The organism is Kribbella polygonati (genome assembly GCF_050320105.1).
Taxonomy (GTDB): Bacteria; Actinomycetota; Actinomycetes; order Propionibacteriales; family Kribbellaceae; genus Kribbella.
Genome location: NZ_CP190129.1, coordinates 3,873,525 through 3,897,195 on the forward strand (window position 1 = coordinate 3,873,525; position 23,671 = coordinate 3,897,195).

Genomic DNA, 23,671 nt, shown 5'->3' on the forward strand with positions numbered 1-23,671 from the left:
TGATGGACACCCTACGGATCGGGATCGTCGGCGCCGGCATCATGGGGCGGGGCAACGCGTTGTCGTTGTCCGCCCGGCCGGATGCCGTGATCACCGCGGTCACCAGCCGTTCGGCGGCGTCGGCGGAGCGGCTGGCCGACGAGATCGCCGGCCGCGGCACCCGGCCGCAGGTGTACCCCGATCTCGCGGCGCTGCTCGCGAGCGACTCGGTCGACGCCGTCGTACTGACCACGCCGGACGACGTACACGGCGAGATGATGGTGCGGGCGGCGTCGGCCGGGAAGCACATCCTGGTCGAGAAGCCGCTGACCACGTCGGTCGCGGAGGCGGACGCCGCGGTGGCGGCGATCCGGGCGAACGACGTGGTCGCGATGTGCCTGTTCAACCACCGCTGGGTGCCGGCGTACGCGCAGGCCTACGAGTTGCTCGCGGACCTCGGCGAGGGCGCGGTCGCGTACGCGCGCAAGGACGACACGATCTTCGTGCCGACCGAGATGCTGTCCTGGGCGGACCGGACCACGTGCGCGTGGTTCCTGTCCAGCCACGACATAGATTTGGTGTCGTGGTTGCTGCGCGACCAGGTACGACGGGTGTACGCGACGGCGCGCTGGGGCAAGCTGCGGTCGCTCGGGATCGACACGCCGGACGCGATCCAGATCCAGGCGGAGTACTCGCGCGGCGCGGTGGCGACGTTCGAGTCGGCGTGGATCTACCCGAACACGTTCCCGACCACGGTGGACTCGTACGTCTCGGTGATCGCGGACGACGGCGTCGTACAGCTCGACCGGCAGAAGGAGAGCGTCGTCCTGGCGCGGGCGGACAAGTACACGTATCCGCGGAACATGCTGCAGCGGGTGATGCACGGAATCCCCTCCGGTGCGTACGCCGACGCGATCGCGCACTGGGTCGACTGCTGCCGGACCGGACGGCAGCCGCTGATCACGATCGAGAGCAGCCGCGACGTGACCGCCGTACTCGAGGCCGCGCACCGGTCGATCGAGACGCGGCAGCCGGTCGAGGTCTCGTGAACCCGGGTCCCGAGAAGCCCCGGCACATCGACGGACGGATCAGCCGGATCTCGACCGACGACCTGCTGAAGGCCTTTGGTTCACCGGCCGCCGATCTCGCCGGGCTGCGGTCATTTGTGGCTGCGGAGATGCGGCCGCCCGCGTGGCCTCTCTCAAGTACTGATGAGACGGCTGCTGCTCGGCTATTGGACGGCATTGATGTCACGGGAAGCGGTCTTGGGCGCTCACAGCTCTACGGCTTCCACTACCTGGGCTGGCTGCTGCCCGGGGTGCAGGCTTGGAAGCTGACGGACGATCTTCGCTATCTGCAAGCGTTTGAGCAGCATTTGGACGACTGGGTGTCCCAACGCGACTCCGTGGTCGGCGAGTGGCCGGGGCTGGACCCTATCTGGTACTCGCTGGGCACCTGGGCTCGTTGTCGGAGCCTGTTGCCGACTCTTGAGGTGCTGACCGATTCACCGCTCTCGGACCGCGTCTGGGGACGGCTGGTCGCGACGCTTGTAGGTGGTGCGCGGTGGGCGTACGACGAGCATGACGTGTTCCGGCATGGGAACTGGCAGTTGGTGTGCGCTACCGAACTGCTGCACATCAGCGCCGTCCTTCCGAGTTTGGTGGAGTCCGGGGACTGGGCCTCGCGTGCGCGGGAGCGGATCTCGGAGCATCTGCTGCTGGATGTGTATCCGGACGGCGGGCACTACGAGCGGTCGCCTGGGTATCACCGGATGGTTCTGACCGCGCTGCAGACCGCTGCCCGGATCGACCCGGCTGTTGCCGCGCATCCAAGGTTTGCTGCCATGCACCGGTGGATGCGCGAGCTGGTGTCGTCCGGCGGGTGGATGCCGCATCTGCAGGACAGCGGGATCGAGTGGCCGGCCGAGTCGTTCGAGCGCGGGGGCTTCCCCGTGGCTGGTGAGCTGCCACCGTCGACGGTGCTCCCTGAGTCGGGTTACACGATCCTGCGGGGTGCGGACGTGCGGGCCGTCATCAACCACGGGCCGCACATCGAGCATGAGCTGGAGTCCCACTCGCACCGTGCCGTGCTGGATCTGGTGATGGACGGGTGGCAGCAGCCGCTGCTGTGGGAGGCAGGTGGTCCGCCGAGCTACGACGATCCGTCGTACCTGACCTGGTACCAGTCGGGGGTCGGGCACAACACGGTGGTGGTGGGCGACCAGGAACTGTCCACGGACCGTCACGTGGAGGTCGACCCGTTGGTCGACACAGGACCGGTTGCCGTCTTCTCCGGGCGGCACCGCGGCTACGGGGTCTCCCAGTCGCGGAAGATCGTCATGGTCCGCGAAGAACCGGCGTACTTCGTCGTGCTGGACGAGACGGAGGCCACGCAGTGCCGCACCTACTGGCATGCGCTGCACCCATGGCAAGAACTACGACCAGGCGTCTACAACACCGCCAACATGCTCCTCCTCACCACAACCAGCGGCGAACAAACGGTGGGGACTGCTCGCCGACCGGTGTTGGAGACTCGGTCGGCCGACTACGGCCCACTGCATTCGCTAGCGCTGCCAGGCGGTGACCTCACCACCGTCCTGGTACCGCACGCCCAGCCCGAACCACCCGACGTCACCGTGGAGCACGCCGACGAACTGCTGGTCCGCTTCGGAGCGACGGTCGACCGGCTCAGTGCGTCGACGTGCACCCGCACCATCGGCGGAAGGTTGTCATGGGCAACCGGTTGGCGGGTGCGAGAGCTGCCCGGACTCCTGCGCGCCGGCCACGACATCAACGTCCTGGCCAAGCTGACCGAACATCATCTGCAGTTCGAGGTCAACAGCTCGGGACGCTGTGGTCTGTGGATTCGGTCCCGTGGGCGGCTCCGGCTGAACGGCATCCCCCTGGACGTCGAGGTCGAGGGCGAATGGGCACACCTCACCCTCCCGTACGCCGGTCCCTGGACCGTGGATGCAGAAGCGGGGCGTGATGGCTGAGGCGGTGACGCACGGGTGGTTCGACGCGCGGGTGGTGATCGGGAGGCATCCTCGGACCCTGCTGCCGGCGACGGATGTGGCCGCCCATCTCGAACGCTTCGCGTTGTCCGGCGCCCTGGTCAGCGCGATGGCGTCCTGGCTGCACGACCCGATCGGCGGGAACCAGGAAGCGTCCACCGTCGCGCACGAACTGGCGGACCGTGGTGTCCTCGCCTGCTGGACCGCCGTACCCGCAACAGCCGGTGAGCTGGATTCGTTGACCAGGCTGGTCCAGCAAGCCCTGGACGACGGCGTGGCCGCCTTCCGCATTCACCCCGCGTCGCACGGCTACTCCCCCGAACTGCTCGGCGAGTTGTACGCAGCCCTCGAGGCGAACCACCTCCCGTTGTGCGTCGACGCGGCCGAGCTGTCCTGGGGCGACCTCGGCAAGATCGCCACCCGCCACCCCGGGCTCCCGATCGTGATCTCCGCCCTCGGCTACCGGAAGCTCCGCGAGCTCTGGGCCGCGCTCGATGGTCATCCCAACGTTCACGTCGACCTCGTCGACTTCGCCGCGCACCAGGGCGTCGAGTGGCTCGCCACCAACGGCCGCGCCGACCGCCTCCTGTTCGCCACCGGGCTAGGCATCCGCGACCCCGGGGAAAGCGTCGTACGGCTGGCGTGGTCCGGGCTCGACGACGCGACGGTCCGCCAGGTCGGCGTCGGCAACGCCCGCCGCCTGTTCTTCGGAGACCGGTCGTGATCGGCCGCCGGCCGCAGTACCGCAGTGTCGACGTACACGCGCACCTCGGCCCGTACTCGCTGTTCTTCATCCCGGAGCCGGACGCCGCGACGATGGTGGCGGTGATGGACCTGACCGGCACCGACGTCACCGTGCTCGCGGCCAACCGCGCGATCCAGCAGGACGCGCACCTCGGCAACTCCCAGTCCCTCGCCGCGGTCGACGCGTACCCGGACCGGATCGCGGCGTACGCCGTCGTCAACCCCTGGCAGGACCCGGAGCGCGAACTCGAGCGGCTCGCCGGGGACGAGCGGTTCGTCGGCATCAAGGTGCACCCGAGCCTGCACCACTACCCCGTCACCGGCGCCCGGTACGCCGCGGTCTGGAAGTTCGCCGAGGACACGGGCTGCCCGGTACTCACGCACTCCGAGCACAGGTCGCCGTACGACTCGCCCGCCCTGTTCCAGGAGGTCGCGGAACGCTACCCGGGTACGTCGGTGGTCCTCGGACATGCCGGGATCACCCCGCCCGGCGTGGACGAGGCGATCGCGGCGGCACGCCGGTACGAGTCGCTGCTGCTCGAGGTGTGCGGCTCGCACATGACCGGTCCGCTGATCCGCTCGATGGTCGACCAGGTCGGCGGCGACCGGGTGCTGTTCGGCTCGGACTTCCCGTTCATCGACCAGCGGATGTCGCTCGGCCGGGTGGTGTGCGCGCCGCTGACGGAGGGTCAACGTCAAGATGTTCTCAGCGGGAACGCCCGCAAGCTGTTCCGGTGGCGGCCGCTGCCGGAAGGGCCGGGAGAACGAGGGGCTGACGGATGAGTGACGAGACGCTGCCGGCGGTGACGGTCGGCCTGTTCGGGCCGCGCCGGCTGGTGAAGACGATGGCGGAGGTCGGCCAGGAGGTCGCGGAACGGTCCGCCCACGGCATCCGGTTCCTCACCGGCGGGTACGACGACCAGTCGGAGGCGGAGGAGCGCTACCTGCGGCTGCGGGACCGCATCGACGCGGCGGTGTTCCCCGGCCCGTGGGCGTTCGACCTGGCGACCACCGGCCACTGGCTGACCGTCCCGTCCACCCACCTGCCGCTCACGGGCGCCGCGCTGTACGCCGCCCTGCTGCGGGCGTCGCTGACGATCGAGGACGTCGACCTCAGCCAGGTCAGCATCGACTCACTCTCGCTCGCGGACGTCGCGGAGGCGTACGCCGAGATCGGCCTGGACACCGCCGAGGTGTACGACGTGCCGTACGAGGGCCCCGCCTCCGTGGACGGCTTCGCGGCGTTCCACCGGGACAAGTACGAGCGGCAGCACACCACGGTCGCGCTGACCACGATCCTGTCGGTGGAACGGGACCTGCAGGCGGCCGGAGTCCCCGTACTGCGGATCGCTCCGACGCGCTCGAGCGTGCGAGACGCGTTGGAGACCGCCGTACTGCTGGGGCAGGGCACACGGATGGGGGCGCACCAGTTGGCGATGATCGCCGTACAGGTGATTCCGTCGCGTGCTGAGTCCGGGGACTACTGGCAGCAGGAGCTGGCGTTGCTGACGCACCAGAAGCTCTTGTCGGAGGCACGTCAGGTGGGAGCGTCTGTTACACGTCGCTCGGACACCCTGTTCCTGGTGACGACGACGTACGGCGCCCTGGTCCGCTTGACCGAGCAGTTCGCGTTTGCGCCGTTCTTGGGCGCGTTGACGGCTCAGCTCGGCGTACCTGTCGCTGTAGGCGCTGGAACGGGTCAGACCGCTCGTGCTGCTGAAGCCAACGCCCTGATGGCAGTGGAGGAGTCCGTGGCCGCCGGCGGGAAGGTGGCCGTGTACCTGGACGGCAGCAGCGAGCGGCTGGACCTGGAGCCAGGCCCGGCCACCACAGACGCCGCACCGGATGACACACCGATCGACCAGCGGGCACTGGAGATCGTTACCTCGATCGCGTCCGCCATGAGCCCAACGCCCGGCCGGCAGGTCGTCGTGGACGTCGAGAGCGTCGCCGCGATCATGCAGGTCACCCAGCGCACCGGCCGCCGCATGTTGAAGGAACTGGTCGACGCGGGCCTCGCCTGGCCGTTGCCACCGGCACGGTCCACCGGCGGCGGCCGGCCACGCCAGCAGTTCCGGCTGTTGACCGAAAAGCTCGACTGACCGCCCTTGGAGGACGCTGTGCACACCCAGGCCGACCAGCTGTACGCCCGTGCCAAGCAGGTGCTCGCGGGAGGAGTCTCCAGCGACGCCCGCCGCGCAGAGCGCCCGCTGTTCGTGGACCACGCGAGCGGTGCGGAGCTGTGGGACGTGGACGGCAACCGGTACGTCGACTACGTGCTCGGCCAGGGTCCAAACCTGCTAGGACACGCCGCCCCGCTCGTAGCCGACGCAGTGTCTGCACAGGTATGCCGTGGCGTCGCCTACGCCGCACAGCACGAACTGGAAGCACAGGTTGCCGAACGCCTCTGCAGCATGGTCCCGGCGGCAGAACTGGTGCGCTTCAACAGCGTTGGGTCCGAGGCTGTGCACGGCGCGATCCGGCTGGCCCGCGGACACACCGGGCGGCCGAAGATCGTCAAGTTCGAGGGCAACTACCACGGCTGGCTCGATCCGGTGCTGTACAGCGTGCACCCGGACCTCGCGCTGGCCGGTGACGCGCGACACCCGACCGCGGTCGGCGGTACGGCGGGCCAGCCGCGGCACGACGCCGACGACCTGATCGTCCTGCCCTACAACGATCTTCAGGCCGTCGAAGAGGTCATGGCCGACGACATCGCCGCCGTCATCCTCGAACCACTGCTCTGCAACACGGGCTGCATCACGCCGGCACCCGGATACCTCGCAGGACTGCGCGAATTGACCCGGCAGCACGGTGCGCTGCTGATCTTCGACGAGATCATCACCGGCTTCCGGATCGCCCCGGGCGGCGCCGGCGAACTGCTGAACGTCGTACCCGATCTGGCCGCCTTCGGAAAGGCGATGGCCGGCGGCATGCAGGTGTCGGCGCTGGTGGGATCCCGCGAGGTGATGACCACGATCGCCGACGGCAAGGTCGCGCACGCCGGCACGTTCAACTCGCACCCGGTCGCGATGGCGGCGGCCGACGCCGTACTGCGGCACCTCGACGAGCAGCGTGCCGCGGTCTACCCGCCGCTGAACGCGATTGGCCTCCGGCTGATGGACGGACTGCGTTCCGCGGCCGCGCGGCACGGCGTACCGCTGCTGGTCGACGGCCCCGGCCCGGTCTTCCAGACGTACGTCACGGACCAGGCCGAGGTCACCGACTACCGCTCGTTCGCCGCGTGCGACCGGGCGGCGATGGCTCGGTTCCACGCGGGGCTGTTCGCTGCCGGGATCAACATCGTCCCGCGTGGGCTGTGGTTCCTGTCCACCGAGCACACCGCGGCCCAGGTCGACGAGACTATTGCGGCAGCAGACTCGGTGCTCGCTGCCCTGTAGGCACCGGGTCGAACGGCTTCCGGTCCTGGTTGCACGTCGTACCGTCCGCGGGGGCCTTCAGCTCGGTCAGGTACTGCGTGGTGAGCTTGTCGGCGCAGGCGCTCTTACCGATCGTGGTGTGGCCCCAGCCCTCGACAGTGACCATGCGCGCATCCGGGTACAGATCGGCGTACGGCCTGGTGGCTTCGTACGGCGTCGCCGGGTCGTGGCGGGTGCCGAAGACCAGGACGGGCTGCTTCACCTTGTTCTGCCACGGGCCGAGGAACGCGTCCTGGTCGCGGATGCCGAGGAACTCACACTGGATGCCGATCCACGCGCGGTACGCCCCGAAGTGCGGCGCCCGCTTGTCCGCGGCCGCGGCGTACGCCGGGTAGGCCAACGGCCGGCCGGACTGCCTCGCCTCGACACACGGCTGCAGGACGGTGCCGATCGAGGTGTAGTCCTCCTTGCGACGGTTCCACTCGACGATCGCCTGCGGCGCCTTGACCGTTGCGAGCGCGCGGTTCGTAGCCGCCAACTGGACCCACATGTCGGCGAGGGCCGGGAAGCCGTTGGGGTCGTACAGGCTCGAGAACGTGACCGCCACCGCGAGGGCGTACGTCATCTTCACCGTCGAGCCGTCCGGCAGCGCGAAGTCGACCGGGTGCGTCTTCAACCGCTCCAGTGCGCCCTCGACGACCGTCTTCGGGTCACCGAGGCGGTTCAGCGAGCAATTCGCGCCGGCCGTCTTGCACTCGGCAAGGAACTGTTCGTACGTGTCGTACGCGCCCTCGCCCTGGCGCATCCGGACGCCGACCGGGGACTTGTCGCCGTCCGAGCCCGAGTACCACTGCGGCAGCAGCGTGCCGTCGAGGACCAGCGCGCGGACCTTGGTCGGGAACAGCTTGGCGTACGTCGCGCCGAGGTACGTGCCGTACGAGTAGCCGACGTACGACAGCTTGTCGTCGCCGACCGCCTGGCGGAGCAGGTCCATGTCCCGCGCGACGTTCGCGGTCGAGTAGTGCGCCATCCGGTCCGGGGACGTCGTACGGCAGTGGATCGCGAGCTTCGCGCCGTCGAGGATGAACTGGCGCTCCTGTTTCGCCCCGACCGGGAACGGCGGGACGTCGGCCAACGCCTTGGTCTCGTCGGCCTTCGTCGGGTAGCAGGTCGCCGGATCGGAGCCGCCGACACCGCGCGGGTCGAAGCCGAGGATGTCGAACCTCGCGCGGACCTCCGGGGTGTAGATCCGCAGCCCGTCCTGGTGGAGGAACAGGACCCCGGGACCGCCTGGGCCGCCAGGATTCGTGAACAGCGTGCCGATCCGGTGCGCCGGGTCGGTGGCCGGCAGCCGGGTCAGCGCGATCGTGGTGGTCGCTCCGTACGGGTTGTCGTAGTCGGTCGGGACCTCGACACTCGCGCACTGGAACGGCTTCAGCTTCGGATCGCTCCCGCAGCTCCCCCACACGATCTTCGGTACGACGGATCTCGCCTGCGCGACGGCCGTGGTCATCGGCGTCAGCAGCACCAGGGCCACACCCGCGACAGACAGTCTTCGAAGGATTCTTCTGGGCGTCATGTCACCGACCGTAGGCGCGCGTTTCCTCCCGCCGCGTCCACCACGAGAAGGAGGCCGGGCACCCGCCGTACGGCGGACCCGGCCTCCCTCTGCGGACTGACCTAGGCGCTCTTCTCGCGGCGGTCGCGCTTGGTGCGCTCGATCTGGTCGCGCGGGATCAGCGTCGGGTTGACGTTCTCCAGCACGACCTCGCCGGTGACGACCACCTTCGCGACGTCCTCGCGGCTCGGCACCTCGTACATCACGTTCAGCAGGACCTCTTCCATGATCGCCCGCAGACCGCGCGCGCCGGTGCCGCGGAGCAGCGCCTGGTCGGCGATCGCCTCGACCGCGTCGTCGCTGAACTCCAGCTCGACGTTGTCGATCTCGAACAGCCGCCGGTACTGCTTGACCAGCGCGTTCTTCGGCTCGGAGAGGATCTTGATCAGGGCCTCGCGGTCCAGCGGCGACACCGTGGTGATCACCGGGAGGCGGCCAATGAACTCCGGGATCAGCCCGAACTTCAGCAGGTCCTCCGGCATCACGTCGGCGTACCCGCCGAGCTCCTTCGGCTTCTCCGGCTCACGGCTGGTGTTGAAGCCGAGGGTCTTCTTGCCGACCCGCTGCTCGACCATGTGGTCCAGCCCGGCGAACGCGCCGCCGACGATGAACAACACGTTCGTGGTGTCGATCTGGATGAACTCCTGGTGCGGGTGCTTGCGGCCGCCCTGCGGGGGAACGCTCGCGGTCGTCCCCTCCAGGATCTTCAGCAGCGCCTGCTGCACACCCTCGCCGGAGACGTCCCGGGTGATCGACGGGTTCTCGCTCTTGCGGGCGATCTTGTCGACCTCGTCGATGTAGATGATCCCGGTCTCGGCCTTCTTGACGTCGTAGTCGGCCGCCTGGATCAGCTTCAGCAGGATGTTCTCGACGTCCTCGCCGACGTACCCGGCCTCGGTCAGCGCGGTCGCGTCCGCGATCGCGAACGGGACGTTCAGCATCCGGGCCAGGGTCTGCGCGAGGTACGTCTTGCCGCAGCCCGTCGGGCCGATCAGCAGGATGTTCGACTTGGCCAGCTCGACGGCCTCGTCCTTCGCGTGCCGGCCGGCGCTGGACGCGCCCTGACCGTCGCGGACCCGCTTGTAGTGGTTGTAGACCGCCACCGCGAGTGCCTTCTTGGCCACGTCCTGGCCGACGACGTACGCGTTGAGGAAGTCGTAGATCTCCCGCGGCTTCGGGAGCTCGGTGAGACCGACCTCGGAGCCCTCGTTCAGCTCCTCCTCGATGATCTCGTTGCAGAGATCGATGCATTCGTCGCAGATGTAAACGCCGGGACCGGCGATGAGCTTCTTGACCTGCTTCTGACTCTTGCCGCAGAACGAGCACTTGAGCAGGTCGCCGCCGTCACCAATGCGTGCCACCGGTGGAGATCCCTTCTATGCGCAGTCGGACCGAATTCGACGGTACCCCGTACGGGGCCGAAAAACCGCGCCCGCCACCGGGTTGTGACTACGCCGGTGGCGAACGCGTCAGGCTCTTGACAGCCGGTCGGACCGGCCGAGCCAGTTTCGAACCCGTTCAGACGCCGGCCGGGACCGGGGTCTTCAGGCTCTGCAGGACGTCGTCGATCAGGCCGTACTCGATCGCCTGCTCGGCGGTCAGGAACTTGTCCCGCTCGATGTCGCGGGACACGTCCTCGCGGGACTTGCCGCTGGCGTCGGCGAGCATCGTCTCCAGCAGCGCGCGCAGCCGGAGGATCTCGTTGGCCTGGATCTCGATGTCGCTCGACTGGCCGTAGGTGCCCTCGGTGGCCGGCTGGTGGATGATGATCCGGCTGTTCGGCAGCGCCAGCCGCTTGCCCGGCGTACCGGCCGCGAGCAGCACCGCCGCGGCGGAGGCCGCCTGGCCGAGGCAGACCGTCTGGACGTCCGGCTTGATGTAGCGGACGGTGTCGTAGATCGCGGTCAGCGCGGTGAACGAGCCGCCCGGGGAGTTGATGTAGATGCTGATGTCGCGGTCGGAGTCCATCGACTGCAGGCAGAGCAGCTGCGCCATCACGGCGTTCGCGATCTCGTCGGTGATCGGCGTACCGAGGAAGATGATGCGGTCCTCGAACAGCTTCGTGTACGGGTCGATCCGGCGCATGCCGTACGACGTGCGCTCCTCCCACTGCGGGATGAAGTAGTTCATGGTGCGTCCTTAACTGACGGAGTGGGAGATCAGGAGTTCGGGCTGCCCTGGCTGAGCTGGGCGGCGCTGGTGACCACGTGGTCGATGAAGCCGTACTCCTTCGCCTGGTCGGCGGTGAACCAGCGGTCCCGGTCGGCGTCGTTCTCGACCTGCTCGAGCGGCTGGTTGGTGTGCTCGGAGATCAGCCGGAACAGCAGCGCCTTCAGGTGCAGCGACTGCTCGGCCTGGATCTTGATGTCCGAGGCCGTACCGCCCATGCCGCCGGACGGCTGGTGCATCATGACCCGCGTGTGCGGCAGCGCGAACCGCTTGTTCTTCGCGCCGGCGCAGAGCAGGAACTGGCCCATCGAGGCGGCCAGGCCCATGCCGACCGTGGCGACGTCGTTGGAGATCCACTGCATGGTGTCGTAGATCGCCATGCCGGAGTCCACCGAGCCACCCGGCGAGTTGATGTACAGCCAGATGTCCGCGTTCGGGTCCTGCGCGTTCAGCAGGAGCATCTGCGCGATGATCGCGTTCGAGTTGTCGTCGCGAACCTCGGACCCCAGGAAGATGATCCGGTTCTTCCGCAGCTCGCGGTAGATGTCGTCGTCTTGTCCGCCGGATCCGTTGCCGCCCGCGGCGGTGGGGCTGGCTGCAAATGTCTCGTTCACGAACCCGACATTACTGGTCCGCGGCGACAGACCTAAGGCTGGGCCGGAGGTGTTCGCTCACGGCGCACCGCTCGTCTGCTGTCAGCGAATCCCGGAAGATTTCACCAGCCACAGAGGACGACGGAGCCGGACTCCTCGACGGTTGCCTCGTCAGGTACTTCGCGGAGCTCCGGCGCGTCGGCGTCCCGTCGTACCTCAGGCTCCTGCAGCAGCGCGGCCACCCCCGGTCCCTCCCGTCGGAAATCGTTTCACCAGCCACGCTAGGCGGTCGAACCGACAGTTTCCTTGCGGTCGGTTCGCGATCGTCCGACGAGATGCGAACGGCCCGGGTACCCCGCGTGGGGTTCCCGGGCCGTATCGGCGGGCTTGCTCAGGCCTTGGCCGGCTCCGGCTCGTCGGCCGGCGCGTCGGACTCAGCAGCCTCGGCGGCCTCCGGGTCGGCGTACGTGCCGTCGGGCTGCAGGGTCTTCAGCTCGACCGTGTTGCCGGAGGCGTCGGTGACCTTGGCGTTCTCCACCAGGTACGCCAGCGCCTTGCCGCGGACGACCTCGGACACCAGGCTCGGGACCAGGTTGTTCTCGACCGCGTGCTGCGCGAACTGGTCCGGGCTGACGCCGGAACGCTGCGCGTGCCGGACGATGTGCTCGGTCAGCTCCTGGTCGTTGACGCTCAGCTCCTGCTGCTCGGCCACCAGGTCCAGCACGAACTGCGCCTTGATCGCGTCCTCGGAGCGCTTCTTCGCGTCCTCGTCGAACTCTTCCTGGGTCTGCTCCTCACCCTCGAGGAACTGCTCCATGGTCATCCCGGAGTACCCGAGCTGCTGCTCCAGGTTCTCCTTGCGGGCGGCCAGCTCGTCGGTCAGCAGGCCCTCGGGGACCGGCACGTCGACCAGCGTCAGGATCTTCTCCAGCACCGCGTCCCGGGCCTCGCCGGCCTGCTCGAGGCGCTTGCCGCGCTCCAGCCGGGTCTGTACGTCGGCCTTCAGCTCGTCCGCGGTGTCGAACTCCGACGCGGTCTGCGCGAACTCGTCGTCGAACTCCGGGAGCTCCTGCTCCTTGACCGCGGTCACCGTCACCTCGACGTCGACGTCCTCGCCCTTCAGCGAGCCGCCCACGAGCTGGGTGACGAAGGTCTTCTTCTCGCCGGCGCTCAGGCCGATGACGGCCTCGTCCAGGCCGTCCAGCAGCTGGCCGGAGCCGACCTGGTACGACAGCCCGGTGGCCTGCGCCTCCTCGACCTTCTCGCCGTCCTTGCTGGCCGACAGGTCGATCGTGATGAAGTCGTTGTCCGCGGTCGCGCGCTCGACCGGGTTCAGCGAGCCGAAGCGCTGCCGCAGCGACTCGATCTGCTCGGTGACCTCGTCGTCGGAGATCGCGATGTCCTCGACCTGCGCCTCCAGACCCTCCAGGTCCGGCAGCGTGATCTCCGGGCGCACCTCGACCTCGGCGGAGAACTGCAGGCTCTCCTTGTCGTTGAAGTCGGTCACGTCGACCTCGGGCCGGCCGATCGCCTTGACCTGGTTGTCACTCACCGCCTGCGAGTACAGCTTCGGGAGCGCGTCGTTGATCGCCTCCTCCAGCACCGGGCCGCGGCCGACGCGCTGGTCGATGACCTGCGGCGGGATCTTGCCCTTGCGGAAGCCCGGCACCACGATCTGCTGGCCGATGCTCTTGTACGCCGCGTCGAGGCTCGGCTTGAGCTCCTCGAACGGCACCTCGACGATGAGCTTGACCTTGGTCGGGCTCAAGGACTCGACGGTGCTCTTCACGGTGGCGGTTCTCCTTGATTCGGTGACATGTTGCGACGCCGGACAGCCGACGCCACAGCCGGTACTGCACGGGGTTTGTCGGGGCGACAGGACTCGAACCTGCGGTCTCCTGCTCCCAAAGCAGGCGCGCTAGCCACTACGCTACGCCCCGCAGTGACCGCACGAGTCTAGTCGACCCGAACCAGTGCTCGCGCCACCGGGCCCCCTCAATACCGTTTTGAGTCCACCCGGGTGCATGTGGAATCATGTCCGAGCACCATGCGGGTGTAGCTCAATGGTAGAGCCTCAGTCTTCCAAACTGATTACGCGAGTTCGATTCTCGTCACCCGCTCGGGCGAGCGGCGAGGCATGCCTGCGGAAAGCGCAGGCTTGCCTCGCCCTCTTCTTTTGTGCGCCGTCGCTCCGCTCGGCGCAGGCGGGGGCTCCGCCACCCGCACCCCCTGACGCCTTCGCTCCGCTCGGCGGCTTGGGCCAGGTTGGCCGGGACGCTCGGCGGCTTGGGGTGGGGTGTCTAGGTGAAGGCTGGGGGGTCGGCTTGGAGGGCTCTGGTGGTGGAGTCGGGGTCGGTGGTGAAGGCGGGGGTTCTGGTTTCGGTGTCGTAGTAGCGGTGGAAGACGGGGGTCTGGGAGCCGGACATCGGGGGGACGATCCAGCTCCAGTCGGCCGGGCAGGTGCGGCCGGCGCGTTCTTCCTTCTCGAGGTGGAGGAGGAAGCGGCGGGACTCGGTGTGGTGGTCGGTGACCGTGACGCCGTTCAGGTTGAACGAGTGCAGGACCGCGCGGTTGATCTCCACCAGGGCGCGGTCGCGCCAGAGGGTGGTCTCGTGTGAGGTGTCGAGACCCATCCGCTCCGCGACCTCCGGGACCAGGTCGTACCGGTCGGTGTCGGCGAGGTTGCGCGCGCCGATCTCGGTGCCCATGTACCACCCGTTGAACGGCGCCGCCGGATAGGAGACCCCGCCGATCACCAAGCGGTTGTTGCTGATCACCGGCACCGCGTGCCAGCGCAGATCGAGGTCCGCGAACCACGGCAGCTCGGGATGCCGCAGCTCGACCTCGTGCACCGCCTGCGCGGGCAGCTGGAACAGCTTCGGCCCCTCCTCGACGGTCTCCACGACCAGCGGCAGTACGTCGAACGCCCCGCGCTGCTCCGGCGGTCGCCAGCCGCGCCGGATCAGCCCGCTGGTGAACGCGCGGTACCGCGGATCGCCGAGCGGACGCCCGTCCGGCTGGTCGTACCCGGCGTACCGGATCAGCTGCTCGTTCCAGATCCGGGGTCCCGGCCGCGACGGGGTCTCCGGTGCGAACACCGTGATCATCGGCCGGATCTTCCCGCCGTTGTGCGCCGCGGACAGGTGCTCGAAGCAGTGCCCGGCGACCCCGCCGGCGTCCGACACCCCGCGGAGGTCGCGCACCTGCAGACTGCGCCAGTACAGCCTGCCGATGCAGCGCTTGTTGTTGCGCCAGGCGACCCGTGCCCCGAACTCGAGCTCCTCGGACGTGTGCCAGTACGTCCCGGTCGCGTCGATCTCGCGCATCACCGCGGCGAGTCGCGGCCCGAGCGGCCCGGCCTCCGGGTTCTCGCCGTGGAAGAGCTCCAGGAACTCCTTCGCCGCGGCCCGGACCATCCCGGTGTCCACCCGCGCGGGCACCTGCTCCGCCTCGGGCCGGTTCGCCGGACGCCGCGGTGCCGCCGTCGCCCGCGGTGGGCGACGTACCGCCGCGCGCCGGCGCGGCCGGGGCGCGCCGCGCCATCCGCTCAGGTGGAACAACTGCTCGCCGGCCCGCACCGCCACCAGGTGGTGCGCGCAGACTCCCGCGGCCGCGACGAGCATCGCGAGGCCGAGTGTGATCGGTACGGCGGCCGGGACACCGCCAGGTACCTCGCCGCCGAGCCCGAGCAGCCCCAACGCCGCACCGGCGAGCGTCAGGCCGAGGACCGCGAGCGGTACGGCGGGCAACCGTCGCGCAACGGCTCTGCGGGGCCGGGACGGTGTCAGGTTCGTGCGGGCAGGGCAGTGCCCTTCGCTGTACGCCATGACGTCACTGTCCGTACCGCTCACGCCGAGCCTGGGAACTCGGGGCCCGGGAACTCCGGGCCCCGCTCGTTCCGCAGCCGGCGCTGCCAGTCGCTCATGTCGTCGAACCACGCGTCCTTCTGGTGCCGCCCGGACTCACCGCCGGCCGCGGTGTCGCTGCCCATCCGCTCGATCTCGGTGCCGAACGAGTCCACGATCGACTGCATCCGCAGCTGCGCCGACTGCGCGTACGAACGGACCTGCTGGCCGGCGGTGTCCATCGCCTCCTCGACGATCCGGCGCTCGTGCGCCCGCGCCTGCCCGATCCGCTCCCGCGCGTCCCGGCTGACGTCCTGGACCATCTCCTCGGCCACCAGTTGCGCCTGGCTGAACAGCTGGACGATCTGCTCGTTCACCTTGTCGCCGGCCTGCTCGTACTCGTCCAGCTCACCCTGCACGCGCTGCAGCTCTCCCTGCGCCCGCCGCAGCTCGCCCTGGAGGCGCTCGTTCTCGGCGCGACTCGTGCTGAGGTCCCGTGCCGTGTCCTGCACCTGGTCGGCCAGTACGTCGAGGTACCCGAAGACCTCCTGCGGGTCGAGCCCGCGCCACTTGCGGCCGAACAGCTCGCCGCGGATCTGGTCGGGTGTCTGGTACTGCCGAGAGCCGTGGCGGCGGCTGGTGTTGGTCACTTGATGTCTCCTGACCTGGTGAAGGCTGGGTTGGCCGTGTGGTCGTCCGCGGCCGCGTAGTAGAAGTTCTCGTACTTGATGTACTCGGTCGGCAGCCCGGCAGCGGCAAGACGTTCGAGCGTGTGCGCGACCATCTGCGGGCCGCCGCACACCATCGCCGTACGGCCGGACAGGTCCTGCCGGGCCGCGACTGTGCCGACCTTGCCGCGTGTCCCGGGGTAAGAACCGTCCGCCGAGACGACCTCGGTGTAGTCGAACCAGGGCCTCGTCTGCGCGAGCTCACGCAACCGGGGGCGCTCGTAGAGATGCCAGGGCATCCGTACGCCGTGCAGCAACTGGACATGCGGCGCTGTGTGGGTCCGTGTCCACTCGTTGTCGATCTGCTCGAGTACGGCGAGCAGCGGGGCCAGGCCGGTACCGCCCGCGACCATGAGCAGGTCCCCCGGGTCCTGGCTCCGCCGGGTCAACCGGTCGCCGACCGGTGCACCGAGCTTGACCTCGTCTCCGGGCTGGAGCTTCCGCACCACGCTCGGGCTCACCTGGCCACCGTCGATCTGCTGGACGTGCAGGTCGATCGAGCCATCCGCGCGAGGTGCGTTGGCAGGGCTGAAGTACCGCCACAGCCGTGGGCGTTGCGGGATCTCCATGGACACCGACTGGCCGGGCAGGAAGTGGTACGCGCGCCGCGGCCGGACCGTGAGCAGCGTGAGGTCCATCGTGCGCCGTTCGACCGAGAGCACGTCGGCGTCCCACCAGTCCGGCGTGGACTCCTGGGAGTCCTCCGCGGCCTCGACCATCATCCGCGCGATCACCTGATAGGCCGCCGTCCATTCGGCGGCGAGCTCCTCGTCCCAGTCGGGGCCGAGGAAGTGTTTCAGGGTCGCACAGAGCGAGGCGCCGACCGCGTTGTAGTGCTCGGCGATGACGGCGTACTTGCGGTGGTCACGGCCGAGGTGCTGGACGAAGGCCGCGTCCTTCTCGATCTGGTCGGCGTGGCTGACGATCCGGCCGAGTGCGCTGACGAACTTGTCCCGCTGGTTCGACATCTGCAGCGGGAACATCGACCGCACTTCGGGGTTCGACACGAAGATGTGCGAGTAGAAGTACAGCGCTACCTGTTCTCCATGCTTCGTCACCCGGTCCCAGCTCTGCTGCAGGGCGTAGGAGTCCATCGGGGTTCGCTATCCGGCTCGCTGCGGCGGCTCCTCGGTCGAAAAACACGGCCCGCCAACGGGCACCACGGACTGCCGGTCGTCGCCGTTTCCGGCCGACGGATACTGCAGTGACAAGGGTTCCCTCCCAGTTCAGTCCCCGAGTCCTTTTTCAGTACTCCGTCTGTCTTCCCCCGTCCGGCCGTGACCAAACCGCGATCGGGACCGGGACGTACCGAAATTCTCTTCCGGGCCTAGGGCGCGCGCAGAAAGGCGATGCCGTCGATCGCGGCCGGAGCTGTCGTGGTGGACACGATTTTGACCGCTCCGGTGCGGAAAACCGTTGTGGGCAAGTAAGTGACGACGCGGCTGGTGGTCGACGATGACAGTGAGACTGTGCCGATCTTGATGTTCGCGTGGTAGATGTCGACCCGCCCCTGACCCGGACCGTGGATCGCCACGAGCGCTATGCGTTGCCCGGCCTCGGTGGCCTTCGTCAGGTAGGCGCCGTTGGCCTTGAGGATCGTGGTGGTGCCTTGGAAGGCCAGGGTGCTGGTGGTGCGGGTCACGGTGCCGGCTGAGGTCAGGGCGCGGTCGTCTTCGGGTGCTACCGAGCAGATGGGGGCGGACCAGGCGGACAGGTTGCCCAGGTAGTCGCGGGCTCGCACCATGAAGCACTCGTCCCAGCCGAGCCTGGGTGCCCAGGTGATCGCGGTGATGCGGGTGTTCTGCCAGTTGGCCGGGTATATCCACTTGCCCAACGCGGTGCCGGTCGCCGCCGTCTTGTAGACCACGTCGTACGACGCGATGTCGGTGTCGTCCTTGTACGCCCACCGCACCGTAGCCGTCCCGCTCAGCTGGACGCGGTCCCCGATCCGCCACGTCACCAGCGAAGGCGCCGTACCGTCCACTTCACTGCAGTACGACGTACTCCAAGCGCTCACGTTCCCCGCGTAGTCACGAGCCCGCACCTGCCAGCACGTATCCGTGCCAATGGGTGCCGTTGAACTCGCAGCAGTCGTCTTCAGCCCCTGCCAGGCCGGGACCTCGTTCCAGGCGCCGTACGGCGAGGTCCGGCTCGGCCGCTGCTGGATCCGTACGTCGTAGCTCAGCACCCCGCTCGCCGGAGAGTTCGGGTCCTGCGGGTCCTCGTACGCCCAGTCGAACGACAGGCTCGTGTTGTCCCGCACCCGGTCGCCCGCGGACGCGAACGTCAGTACTGGCGCCACCGTGTCCGGGTGCTGCTGCGGGTCAGCGGTCAGCCACCCCAACGTGGCCACCCGCACGTTGTCCGACGCGTCGGCGTACACGAGCTTGCCCAACCCGGACCCGTCCACCCGGAAGCTGTGGCCGATCGGGCCGTAACTGCGCTGCCCTAGCTCCGGGTCGTTCAGGTCCGTGACGAGCAGGTTCGACCCTGACGTCTGTACGGCGAACCCGTTGCCGAGCTGGCTATCCGCTGCAACGGTCAGGTTCCGCGGCGGCTGTGGTCCGCTGACGTCGACGACCTGGCTGCAGCCGCTCAGCACCGCCCAGCGCCCGTTGACGCCGCCAGGCCCCACACTGCACGCACTGGCAACAAGAACGGTCTTCACGTCACCAGTGGTCAGGTTCTTGCCGTCCAAATGCCCAGGCGACGTCACCTTCCACACCGTGTTGCCGGACAGCGCGAACGGCGGCTCCACGTCGGCCAGCTTGGTCTTGCCGGCAACGTCGTACACCTCTGCCGTCGTGGCACTCGCAGCACGGTGTGAAACGAGCACACCGCCCTTCCCGAGCACCACGTCGTCGGTAGAGGGGAACGTGAGCCCGCCGACCTTCGCCGTACTGCCGTCGAACGTCAGCAGCGCAGCACCCTCCACCTGCAACGCCTTACCGGAGGACGTGCCGCCCGACGCCGTCCACGACGTCCCGTTGTTGCTGGTCTCGTACACGGCATGCGTGGACGGGTCCGAAACGACCACCCGCGCGCCTGACAGGCCCACGTCGGCCGCCGTGTGGCCAGGGACCAGCACCCCGGCCTCGACAGGATCGGCAGCACTCGCCTGTACCGCGGTCAGCGGCAGCAGTACGACGGAACAGACAGCAACGGCTCTGGCACGAAACACGGGACCCCCCAGCCACTGATAAGCCATCGCACCCTAGCCAGTAACCGCCAGTAACGGAAGCGACGCGCGAAAACCAGGTGACACCCCGTGACCTCCCGAGGATCCTGGAACGTTGGCCATCAACCGAAGGGAAGGCATGCAGGCAGGAATCACGGTATCGGCAGCCGAACTGCCAGAGGTGCTGTTGCACGTCGCAGTGGTCCGCCCGGTGTTCCTCTGGGGAGCACCCGGCATCGGCAAGAGCAGCCTGGTACGGGCGTTCGCGGAATCGCTCGGCCTGGAGTGCGTGACGCTCCTGGGCAGCCAGCTCGCGCCGGAGGACCTGATCGGCGTACCGCAGATCGTCGACGGCCGCAGCCGGTTCGCGCCGCCGGTGGCGATCGCCCGGGACGAGCCGTACTGCCTGTTCCTGGACGAGCTGAACGCCTCCTCCGCCGAGGTCCAGAAGGCGTTCTACTCGCTGATCCTGGATCGCCGCATCGGTGAGTACGAGCTGCCGGAGGGGTCCGTGGTGATCGGCGCCGGCAACCGCGCCACCGACAACGCACTGGCCCGCCCGATGGCGAGCGCACTGGTCAACCGGCTGGTCCACGTCCACCTGCGCGCCTCCGCGACCGACTGGCTGGAGTGGGCCGGTACGGCGGGCATCCACCCGTGGGTGCTGGAGTACCTGCGGAACCGCCCCGACCACCTGTGGACCGCGCCGCCGAAGACCGAGGAGCCGTTCTCCACCCCGCGCAGCTGGCACATGCTGTCCGACGCCCTGCACTCGTACGGCGAGGACGTGTCCGACGAGACGCTCCGGGTGCTTGCCTTCGGCACCTTGTCCGCCGGGCACGCGTCCACGTTCCGCGCGTACGTCAAGACGGTCCGGCACGCGTTCGGGCTGGACGCCGTACTCAAGGGCGAGACCGGGTGGCCGGCTGCTCCCGAGGACCGCGACCTGCTGTACTTCCTGGCCGAAACCTTCCGTGCGCGGCTGGTCAAGGAACTGGCCGCAGACAAGGCTTCTGCGAGCCCTGCCGCTCGGCAGCTCGCACACCGTGGCAAGGCGCTGCTGGTGGAGCTGGCCGAGATCTCGCTGGAGGTTGCGCAGCTGGTGATCGCTGCTGACGACGACGGCCGCCCTGTGCTGCCCACCTGGTTCCTGGTCGAGGTGAGCCGCGACCTGCCGCGTCTGGTGGCGGCCCGTGCCTAAGCGGAAGAAGCAGGACCCGGCGCTGGAGGCTATCCAGGCCGGCTGGACCACGGTGACGACGCATCCGCTGTTCGCGCCGTTGATCGACCGCATGTACGCCCCGCAGCGCGACGACACCTGCCCGGACGACGGCTGGGCGGTCATCGACTCGAACGGGCAGATCCACACGCACCGCACGCGCCGGGCGACCCCACAGGAGTGGACGTGGGTCTTCGCGCACCTGCTGATCCACCTGGGGCTCAGTCACACCACAGCGGACCAGGCAGCCAGCGCGGCCTGCGACGTAGCCGTCAACCGGTACCTGCAATCGCTCAAGCTGGGCACCCCGGTCGTAGAGCTTCCTTCCACCTTCCCCAGCCTCGAAGAGGACCGCCTGGCTCGGCTCTGGCGGCGTTCCGGCGTACCACCCGAGTACGACGGCCTGGGTGTCGCCGGGCACGCAGCTGACGTCATCACGGCCCGCTGGAACGGCTGGGGCAAGCCACCGAACTGGGGTGAGCTGTTCGCAGCAGGCCTCTCCGCTGCGGCCGCGGCAGCCGTTGACGTCGCTGGTGGTGCACGGTCGTCTCTCGGCCGAGGAGGACGCGACAAGTGGGACCTGGCGCTCGGCTGGTTCGTCTCGTCGTACCCGTTGCTCGGTGCAATCGCGTCGAGCATGACGCTCGTCGCGGAGCCGGAGCTCGCCCGCGGCTGGGACATCCAAGTGGCCGCGGTGAACGCGACCGCCGGCGAGATCTACGTGAACCCGCTGACCGACCTCACGCAGAACGAGTGGCGGTTCGTGATGGCGCACGAGATGCTGCACGCCGCGCTCCGACACGGCGAGCGGGTCGGCGGCCGCGACCCGTACCTGTGGAACGTCGCCGCGGACCTGGTCATCAACGGCTGGCTGCTCGAGATGGGCGTCGGCACCATGCCCGACGGCGCGCTGCACGACCCACAACTGAAGGGCATGTCCGCGGAAGAGGTGTACGACCGCATCACCACGGACCTGCGCCGCTACCGGAAGCTGGCGACGCTGCGCGGCGTCGGACTGGGCGACGTACTCGGCCACCCGCTGCCGCACGCCGGAGAAGCGGCCAGAGCAGCCGGGCTGGACGACATCTACCGGCGCGCATTGAACACGGGCCTCGCCTACCACGACCCCAGCCGCGGAACGCTGCCTGCCGGTCTGGTGGAGGAGATCCGCGCGCTGGACCACCCACCGCTCGCCTGGGACGCACAGCTGGCCCGCTGGTTCGAGGAGCACGTCCCCGCCGTCGAGAAGCGCCGTACGTACGCACGAGCCTCCCGCCGTCAGTCCGGTACGCCGGACATCCCGCGGCCCGGCTGGATCCGCCCACTCGAGCTCGAGCGCCGCCCGACGTACGGCGTCGTTCTCGACACGTCCGGGTCCATGAACCGTGAGCTGCTCGGCAAGGCCCTCGGGGCGATCGCGTCGTACTCACGGGCTCGCGACGTACCGGCTGCGCGGGTCGTCTACTGCGACGCCGCGGCGTACGACGCCGGTTATGTGCCCGTGGACGACATTGCCGGCCGTATGAAGGTGCACGGGCGCGGCGGGACCGTCCTGCAGCCCGGAGTGGACCTCCTGGAGCGCGCGGACGACTTCCCGGCGCACGGGCCGATCCTGCTGATCACGGACGGGCAATGCGATGTGGTTCGCGTACGGCGGGAGCACGCGTGGCTGATCCCGCGTGGTGCATCGCTGCCGTTCACCGCAAGGGGTCCTGTGTTTCGCGTGGAGTGAAACCGCTCTGCTGCAGGCGAACAGGCGTAGTCGGGCGGCTCTGCTGCGTGACAGGTTCACCGTCATGGCATGGGTCGTGCGAGGCGAGTTCCGGAAGCTCTGGGTCGGCCAGCTGGTGTCCGCGTCGGGTAGTGCGGTCACCACGGTCGCCCTGCCGTTGGTAGCCGTCGTAACTCTGCATGCCTCGGCGGTGGAGATGGGTGCGCTGTCGGCGCTGTCCATCGCTCCGCACCTGGTCTTCGGGCTCCTGGCCGGTGTCTGGGTCGACAGGTGGTCCCTGCGCCGCGTGATGATCTGGACAGACCTCGGCCGGCTCGTACTGCTCGGTTCTGTGCCCCTGGCGGCGGCCCTCGGCCGGCTAGGGATCGAGCAGCTGTACGTCGTCGCCGTACTGACCGGAGTACTGACTCTGCTCTTCGACACCGCATCACAGACGATCATCCCGGCCCTGGTGCCGCGCGAGGACCTCATGCGCGCCAACAGCGCGGCCCTGCTCAACCTGAACCTCGCGTCGACGCTAGGGCCGTCCGCGGCCGGCCTGCTCGTCCAGGTGCTCACGGCACCGTTCACGATCCTTGTCGACGCGGCGTCGTACGTCGTGTCCACGGTGACGGCGTACCTCATCCGTGAGCCGGAGCGGCCGCCCGCGCGGCCACGGTCGGAGGTACGGCTGACTGCGGGGCTGCGGGTGCTGTTCGGCGACCGGATGCTCAGGCCGCTCGTCACGTCGGCGGCAATTGCGGCCATGGCCGGAGCGATGCAGGGACCGCTCGTGGTGCTGTTCCTGGTCCGCGAGCTGCACAGGTCGCCGGCGTTCGTCGGGCTGAGCCTGACCACGTTCGGCGCCGCCACGGTGGCCGGCACGTTTGTCGCCGGGCCATGGTGCGCACGTGCCGGCATCGGTCGCTCTTATCTGTCCGGCGTATTCCTTGCGTCACTGACCGGCGTCTCTCTGTTCACCGGCCTGACACCGGTCATCCTTCTCGGACAGGTGTGCACCGGGCTCGGCATGTCACTGTTCGCCGTACCGCAACGCACCTTGCGGCAGGCGATGGCGCCACCGGGTCTTCTGGGGCAGGTGACCGCGTCCTGGCGGACCCTCGTCATCGGTGGGCAGACGGTCGGCGCCGTCGCCGGCGGAGGACTCGCTACCGCGCTCGGCATTCGGCCCACGCTGCTGATCGTCACCGCCGGCATGCTTGCCGGGTTCCTGGTCGCGGCGGTCTCGCCACTGCGCGGATTGCGGGTGCTGCCCGAGGTCGCGCGATCGATCGCGCGGGACTGATAGCGATCCGTGATAGGTCCGGAGGCCTCTTCCGCGTGCGGCCGCGACGGCCTATTGCGATTCATTCACCGGGAATGGAATTGGCAGGACAAGCGCTTACCTGGTGGGCGATACTGGAAAGTGCGCCGTTTTCAGGTCGCCAAGCCCCTTTCGATCCGAAGTAGATGGGAAGTGCGCCCGTCCAGATG

At 68.7% G+C, this 23,671-nt stretch carries 18 protein-coding genes and 2 tRNA genes; 10 read left to right on the top strand and 10 right to left on the bottom strand.

Annotation, left to right across the window (positions count from 1 at the left end):
- Positions 1-2 precede the first annotated feature (2 nt).
- The 6 genes from ACQHIV_RS18410 (at position 3) to ACQHIV_RS18435 (ending at position 7,137) form a co-directional block, all read left to right on the top strand.
- Complete coding sequence (locus ACQHIV_RS18410) at positions 3-1,028, top strand: Gfo/Idh/MocA family protein (protein WP_427895914.1); 1,026 nt, start codon at positions 3-5, stop codon at positions 1,026-1,028.
- Between the two features lie 128 nt (positions 1,029-1,156).
- Positions 1,157-2,974 (top strand): heparinase II/III family protein, encoded by a 1,818-nt coding sequence (locus ACQHIV_RS18415; protein ID WP_427896522.1) that lies wholly within the window; start codon positions 1,157-1,159, stop codon positions 2,972-2,974.
- Positions 2,967-3,716 carry an amidohydrolase family protein gene (locus ACQHIV_RS18420; protein ID WP_427895916.1) on the top strand — a complete coding sequence of 250 codons (750 nt, stop codon included), beginning with the start codon at positions 2,967-2,969 and terminating at the stop codon, positions 3,714-3,716. The genes ACQHIV_RS18415 and ACQHIV_RS18420 overlap by 8 nt, the downstream gene beginning before the upstream one ends.
- A complete protein-coding gene (locus ACQHIV_RS18425) occupies positions 3,713-4,519 on the top strand; it encodes an amidohydrolase family protein (RefSeq protein ID WP_427895917.1) in 807 nt (268 codons plus the stop codon). The genes ACQHIV_RS18420 and ACQHIV_RS18425 overlap by 4 nt, the downstream gene beginning before the upstream one ends.
- Positions 4,516-5,838 carry a hypothetical protein gene (locus ACQHIV_RS18430; RefSeq protein WP_427895918.1) on the top strand — a complete coding sequence of 441 codons (1,323 nt, stop codon included), beginning with the start codon at positions 4,516-4,518 and terminating at the stop codon, positions 5,836-5,838. The genes ACQHIV_RS18425 and ACQHIV_RS18430 overlap by 4 nt, the downstream gene beginning before the upstream one ends.
- An 18-nt stretch (positions 5,839-5,856) precedes the next feature.
- Positions 5,857-7,137, top strand: a complete 1,281-nt coding sequence (locus ACQHIV_RS18435; protein ID WP_427895919.1) for an aspartate aminotransferase family protein — start codon at positions 5,857-5,859, stop codon at positions 7,135-7,137.
- Here the strand turns inward: ACQHIV_RS18435 and ACQHIV_RS18440 are convergent.
- The 6 genes from ACQHIV_RS18440 to ACQHIV_RS18465 form a co-directional block, all read right to left on the bottom strand.
- Positions 7,100-8,695: an alpha/beta hydrolase gene (locus ACQHIV_RS18440; RefSeq protein WP_427895920.1), complete on the bottom strand. Its 1,596-nt coding sequence runs from the start codon at positions 8,693-8,695 to the stop codon at positions 7,100-7,102. The two genes, ACQHIV_RS18435 and ACQHIV_RS18440, sit on opposite strands and share 38 nt — an antisense overlap.
- A 101-nt stretch (positions 8,696-8,796) precedes the next feature.
- On the bottom strand, positions 8,797-10,095 hold the full coding sequence (gene clpX, locus ACQHIV_RS18445) for an ATP-dependent Clp protease ATP-binding subunit ClpX (protein WP_131459346.1): 1,299 nt from the start codon (positions 10,093-10,095) through the stop codon (positions 8,797-8,799).
- Positions 10,096-10,252: 157 nt separating this feature from the next.
- Positions 10,253-10,864, bottom strand: a complete 612-nt coding sequence (locus ACQHIV_RS18450) for an ATP-dependent Clp protease proteolytic subunit (RefSeq protein ID WP_427895921.1) — start codon at positions 10,862-10,864, stop codon at positions 10,253-10,255.
- Positions 10,865-10,893: 29 nt separating this feature from the next.
- A complete protein-coding gene (locus ACQHIV_RS18455) occupies positions 10,894-11,517 on the bottom strand; it encodes a ClpP family protease (RefSeq protein ID WP_133780849.1) in 624 nt (207 codons plus the stop codon).
- A gap of 370 nt (positions 11,518-11,887) precedes the next feature.
- Positions 11,888-13,285, bottom strand: coding sequence for a trigger factor (gene tig, locus ACQHIV_RS18460; protein WP_427895922.1), 1,398 nt, complete (start codon positions 13,283-13,285; stop codon positions 11,888-11,890).
- 78 nt (positions 13,286-13,363) lie between these two features.
- Positions 13,364-13,436, bottom strand: a tRNA-Pro gene (locus tag ACQHIV_RS18465).
- Positions 13,437-13,545: 109 nt separating this feature from the next.
- On the opposite strand from ACQHIV_RS18465, the gene ACQHIV_RS18470 reads away from it, so the two are divergent.
- Positions 13,546-13,616, top strand: a tRNA-Gly gene (locus ACQHIV_RS18470).
- 180 nt (positions 13,617-13,796) lie between these two features.
- Here ACQHIV_RS18470 and ACQHIV_RS18475 read toward each other — a convergent pair.
- From ACQHIV_RS18475 to ACQHIV_RS18490, 4 genes are all read right to left on the bottom strand, one after another.
- Positions 13,797-15,323, bottom strand: a complete 1,527-nt coding sequence (locus ACQHIV_RS18475) for a nitric oxide synthase oxygenase (RefSeq protein WP_427895923.1) — start codon at positions 15,321-15,323, stop codon at positions 13,797-13,799.
- A 20-nt stretch (positions 15,324-15,343) separates the two neighbouring features.
- On the bottom strand, positions 15,344-15,991 hold the full coding sequence (locus ACQHIV_RS18480; RefSeq protein ID WP_427895924.1) for a DivIVA domain-containing protein: 648 nt from the start codon (positions 15,989-15,991) through the stop codon (positions 15,344-15,346).
- Positions 15,988-17,163: a globin domain-containing protein gene (locus ACQHIV_RS18485; RefSeq protein ID WP_427895925.1), complete on the bottom strand. Its 1,176-nt coding sequence runs from the start codon at positions 17,161-17,163 to the stop codon at positions 15,988-15,990. The genes ACQHIV_RS18480 and ACQHIV_RS18485 overlap by 4 nt, the downstream gene beginning before the upstream one ends.
- Positions 17,164-17,396: 233 nt before the next feature.
- The gene (locus ACQHIV_RS18490; protein ID WP_427895926.1) at positions 17,397-19,250 is read right to left on the bottom strand and encodes a hypothetical protein; all 1,854 of its coding nucleotides are present in this window, start codon (positions 19,248-19,250) and stop codon (positions 17,397-17,399) included.
- A gap of 136 nt (positions 19,251-19,386) precedes the next feature.
- On the opposite strand from ACQHIV_RS18490, the gene ACQHIV_RS18495 reads away from it, so the two are divergent.
- From ACQHIV_RS18495 to ACQHIV_RS18505, 3 genes are all read left to right on the top strand, one after another.
- Positions 19,387-20,448, top strand: a complete 1,062-nt coding sequence (locus ACQHIV_RS18495; RefSeq protein WP_427895927.1) for an ATP-binding protein — start codon at positions 19,387-19,389, stop codon at positions 20,446-20,448.
- On the top strand, positions 20,441-22,198 hold the full coding sequence (locus ACQHIV_RS18500) for a vWA domain-containing protein (protein ID WP_427895928.1): 1,758 nt from the start codon (positions 20,441-20,443) through the stop codon (positions 22,196-22,198). Before ACQHIV_RS18495 ends, ACQHIV_RS18500 begins: the two co-directional genes overlap by 8 nt.
- A gap of 64 nt (positions 22,199-22,262) precedes the next feature.
- Positions 22,263-23,483: an MFS transporter gene (locus tag ACQHIV_RS18505; RefSeq protein WP_427895929.1), complete on the top strand. Its 1,221-nt coding sequence runs from the start codon at positions 22,263-22,265 to the stop codon at positions 23,481-23,483.
- Positions 23,484-23,671 lie beyond the last annotated feature (188 nt).

Bases quoted from the DNA above. Each gene is read 5' to 3' on its own strand.
- ACQHIV_RS18485 (WP_427895925.1), bottom strand. From the start codon at position 17,163: ATGGACTCCTACGCCCTGCAGCAGAGCTGGGACCGGGTGACGAAGCAT.
- ACQHIV_RS18475 (WP_427895923.1), bottom strand. From the start codon at position 15,323: ATGGCGTACAGCGAAGGGCACTGCCCTGCCCGCACGAACCTGACACCG.
- ACQHIV_RS18415 (WP_427896522.1), top strand. From the start codon at position 1,157: ATGCGGCCGCCCGCGTGGCCTCTCTCAAGTACTGATGAGACGGCTGCT.
- ACQHIV_RS18420 (WP_427895916.1), top strand. From the start codon at position 2,967: ATGGCTGAGGCGGTGACGCACGGGTGGTTCGACGCGCGGGTGGTGATC.
- ACQHIV_RS18410 (WP_427895914.1), top strand. From the start codon at position 3: ATGGACACCCTACGGATCGGGATCGTCGGCGCCGGCATCATGGGGCGG.
- ACQHIV_RS18505 (WP_427895929.1), top strand. From the start codon at position 22,263: ATGGCATGGGTCGTGCGAGGCGAGTTCCGGAAGCTCTGGGTCGGCCAG.
- ACQHIV_RS18495 (WP_427895927.1), top strand. From the start codon at position 19,387: ATGCAGGCAGGAATCACGGTATCGGCAGCCGAACTGCCAGAGGTGCTG.
- ACQHIV_RS18440 (WP_427895920.1), bottom strand. From the start codon at position 8,695: ATGACGCCCAGAAGAATCCTTCGAAGACTGTCTGTCGCGGGTGTGGCC.
- ACQHIV_RS18450 (WP_427895921.1), bottom strand. From the start codon at position 10,864: ATGAACTACTTCATCCCGCAGTGGGAGGAGCGCACGTCGTACGGCATG.
- ACQHIV_RS18430 (WP_427895918.1), top strand. From the start codon at position 4,516: ATGAGTGACGAGACGCTGCCGGCGGTGACGGTCGGCCTGTTCGGGCCG.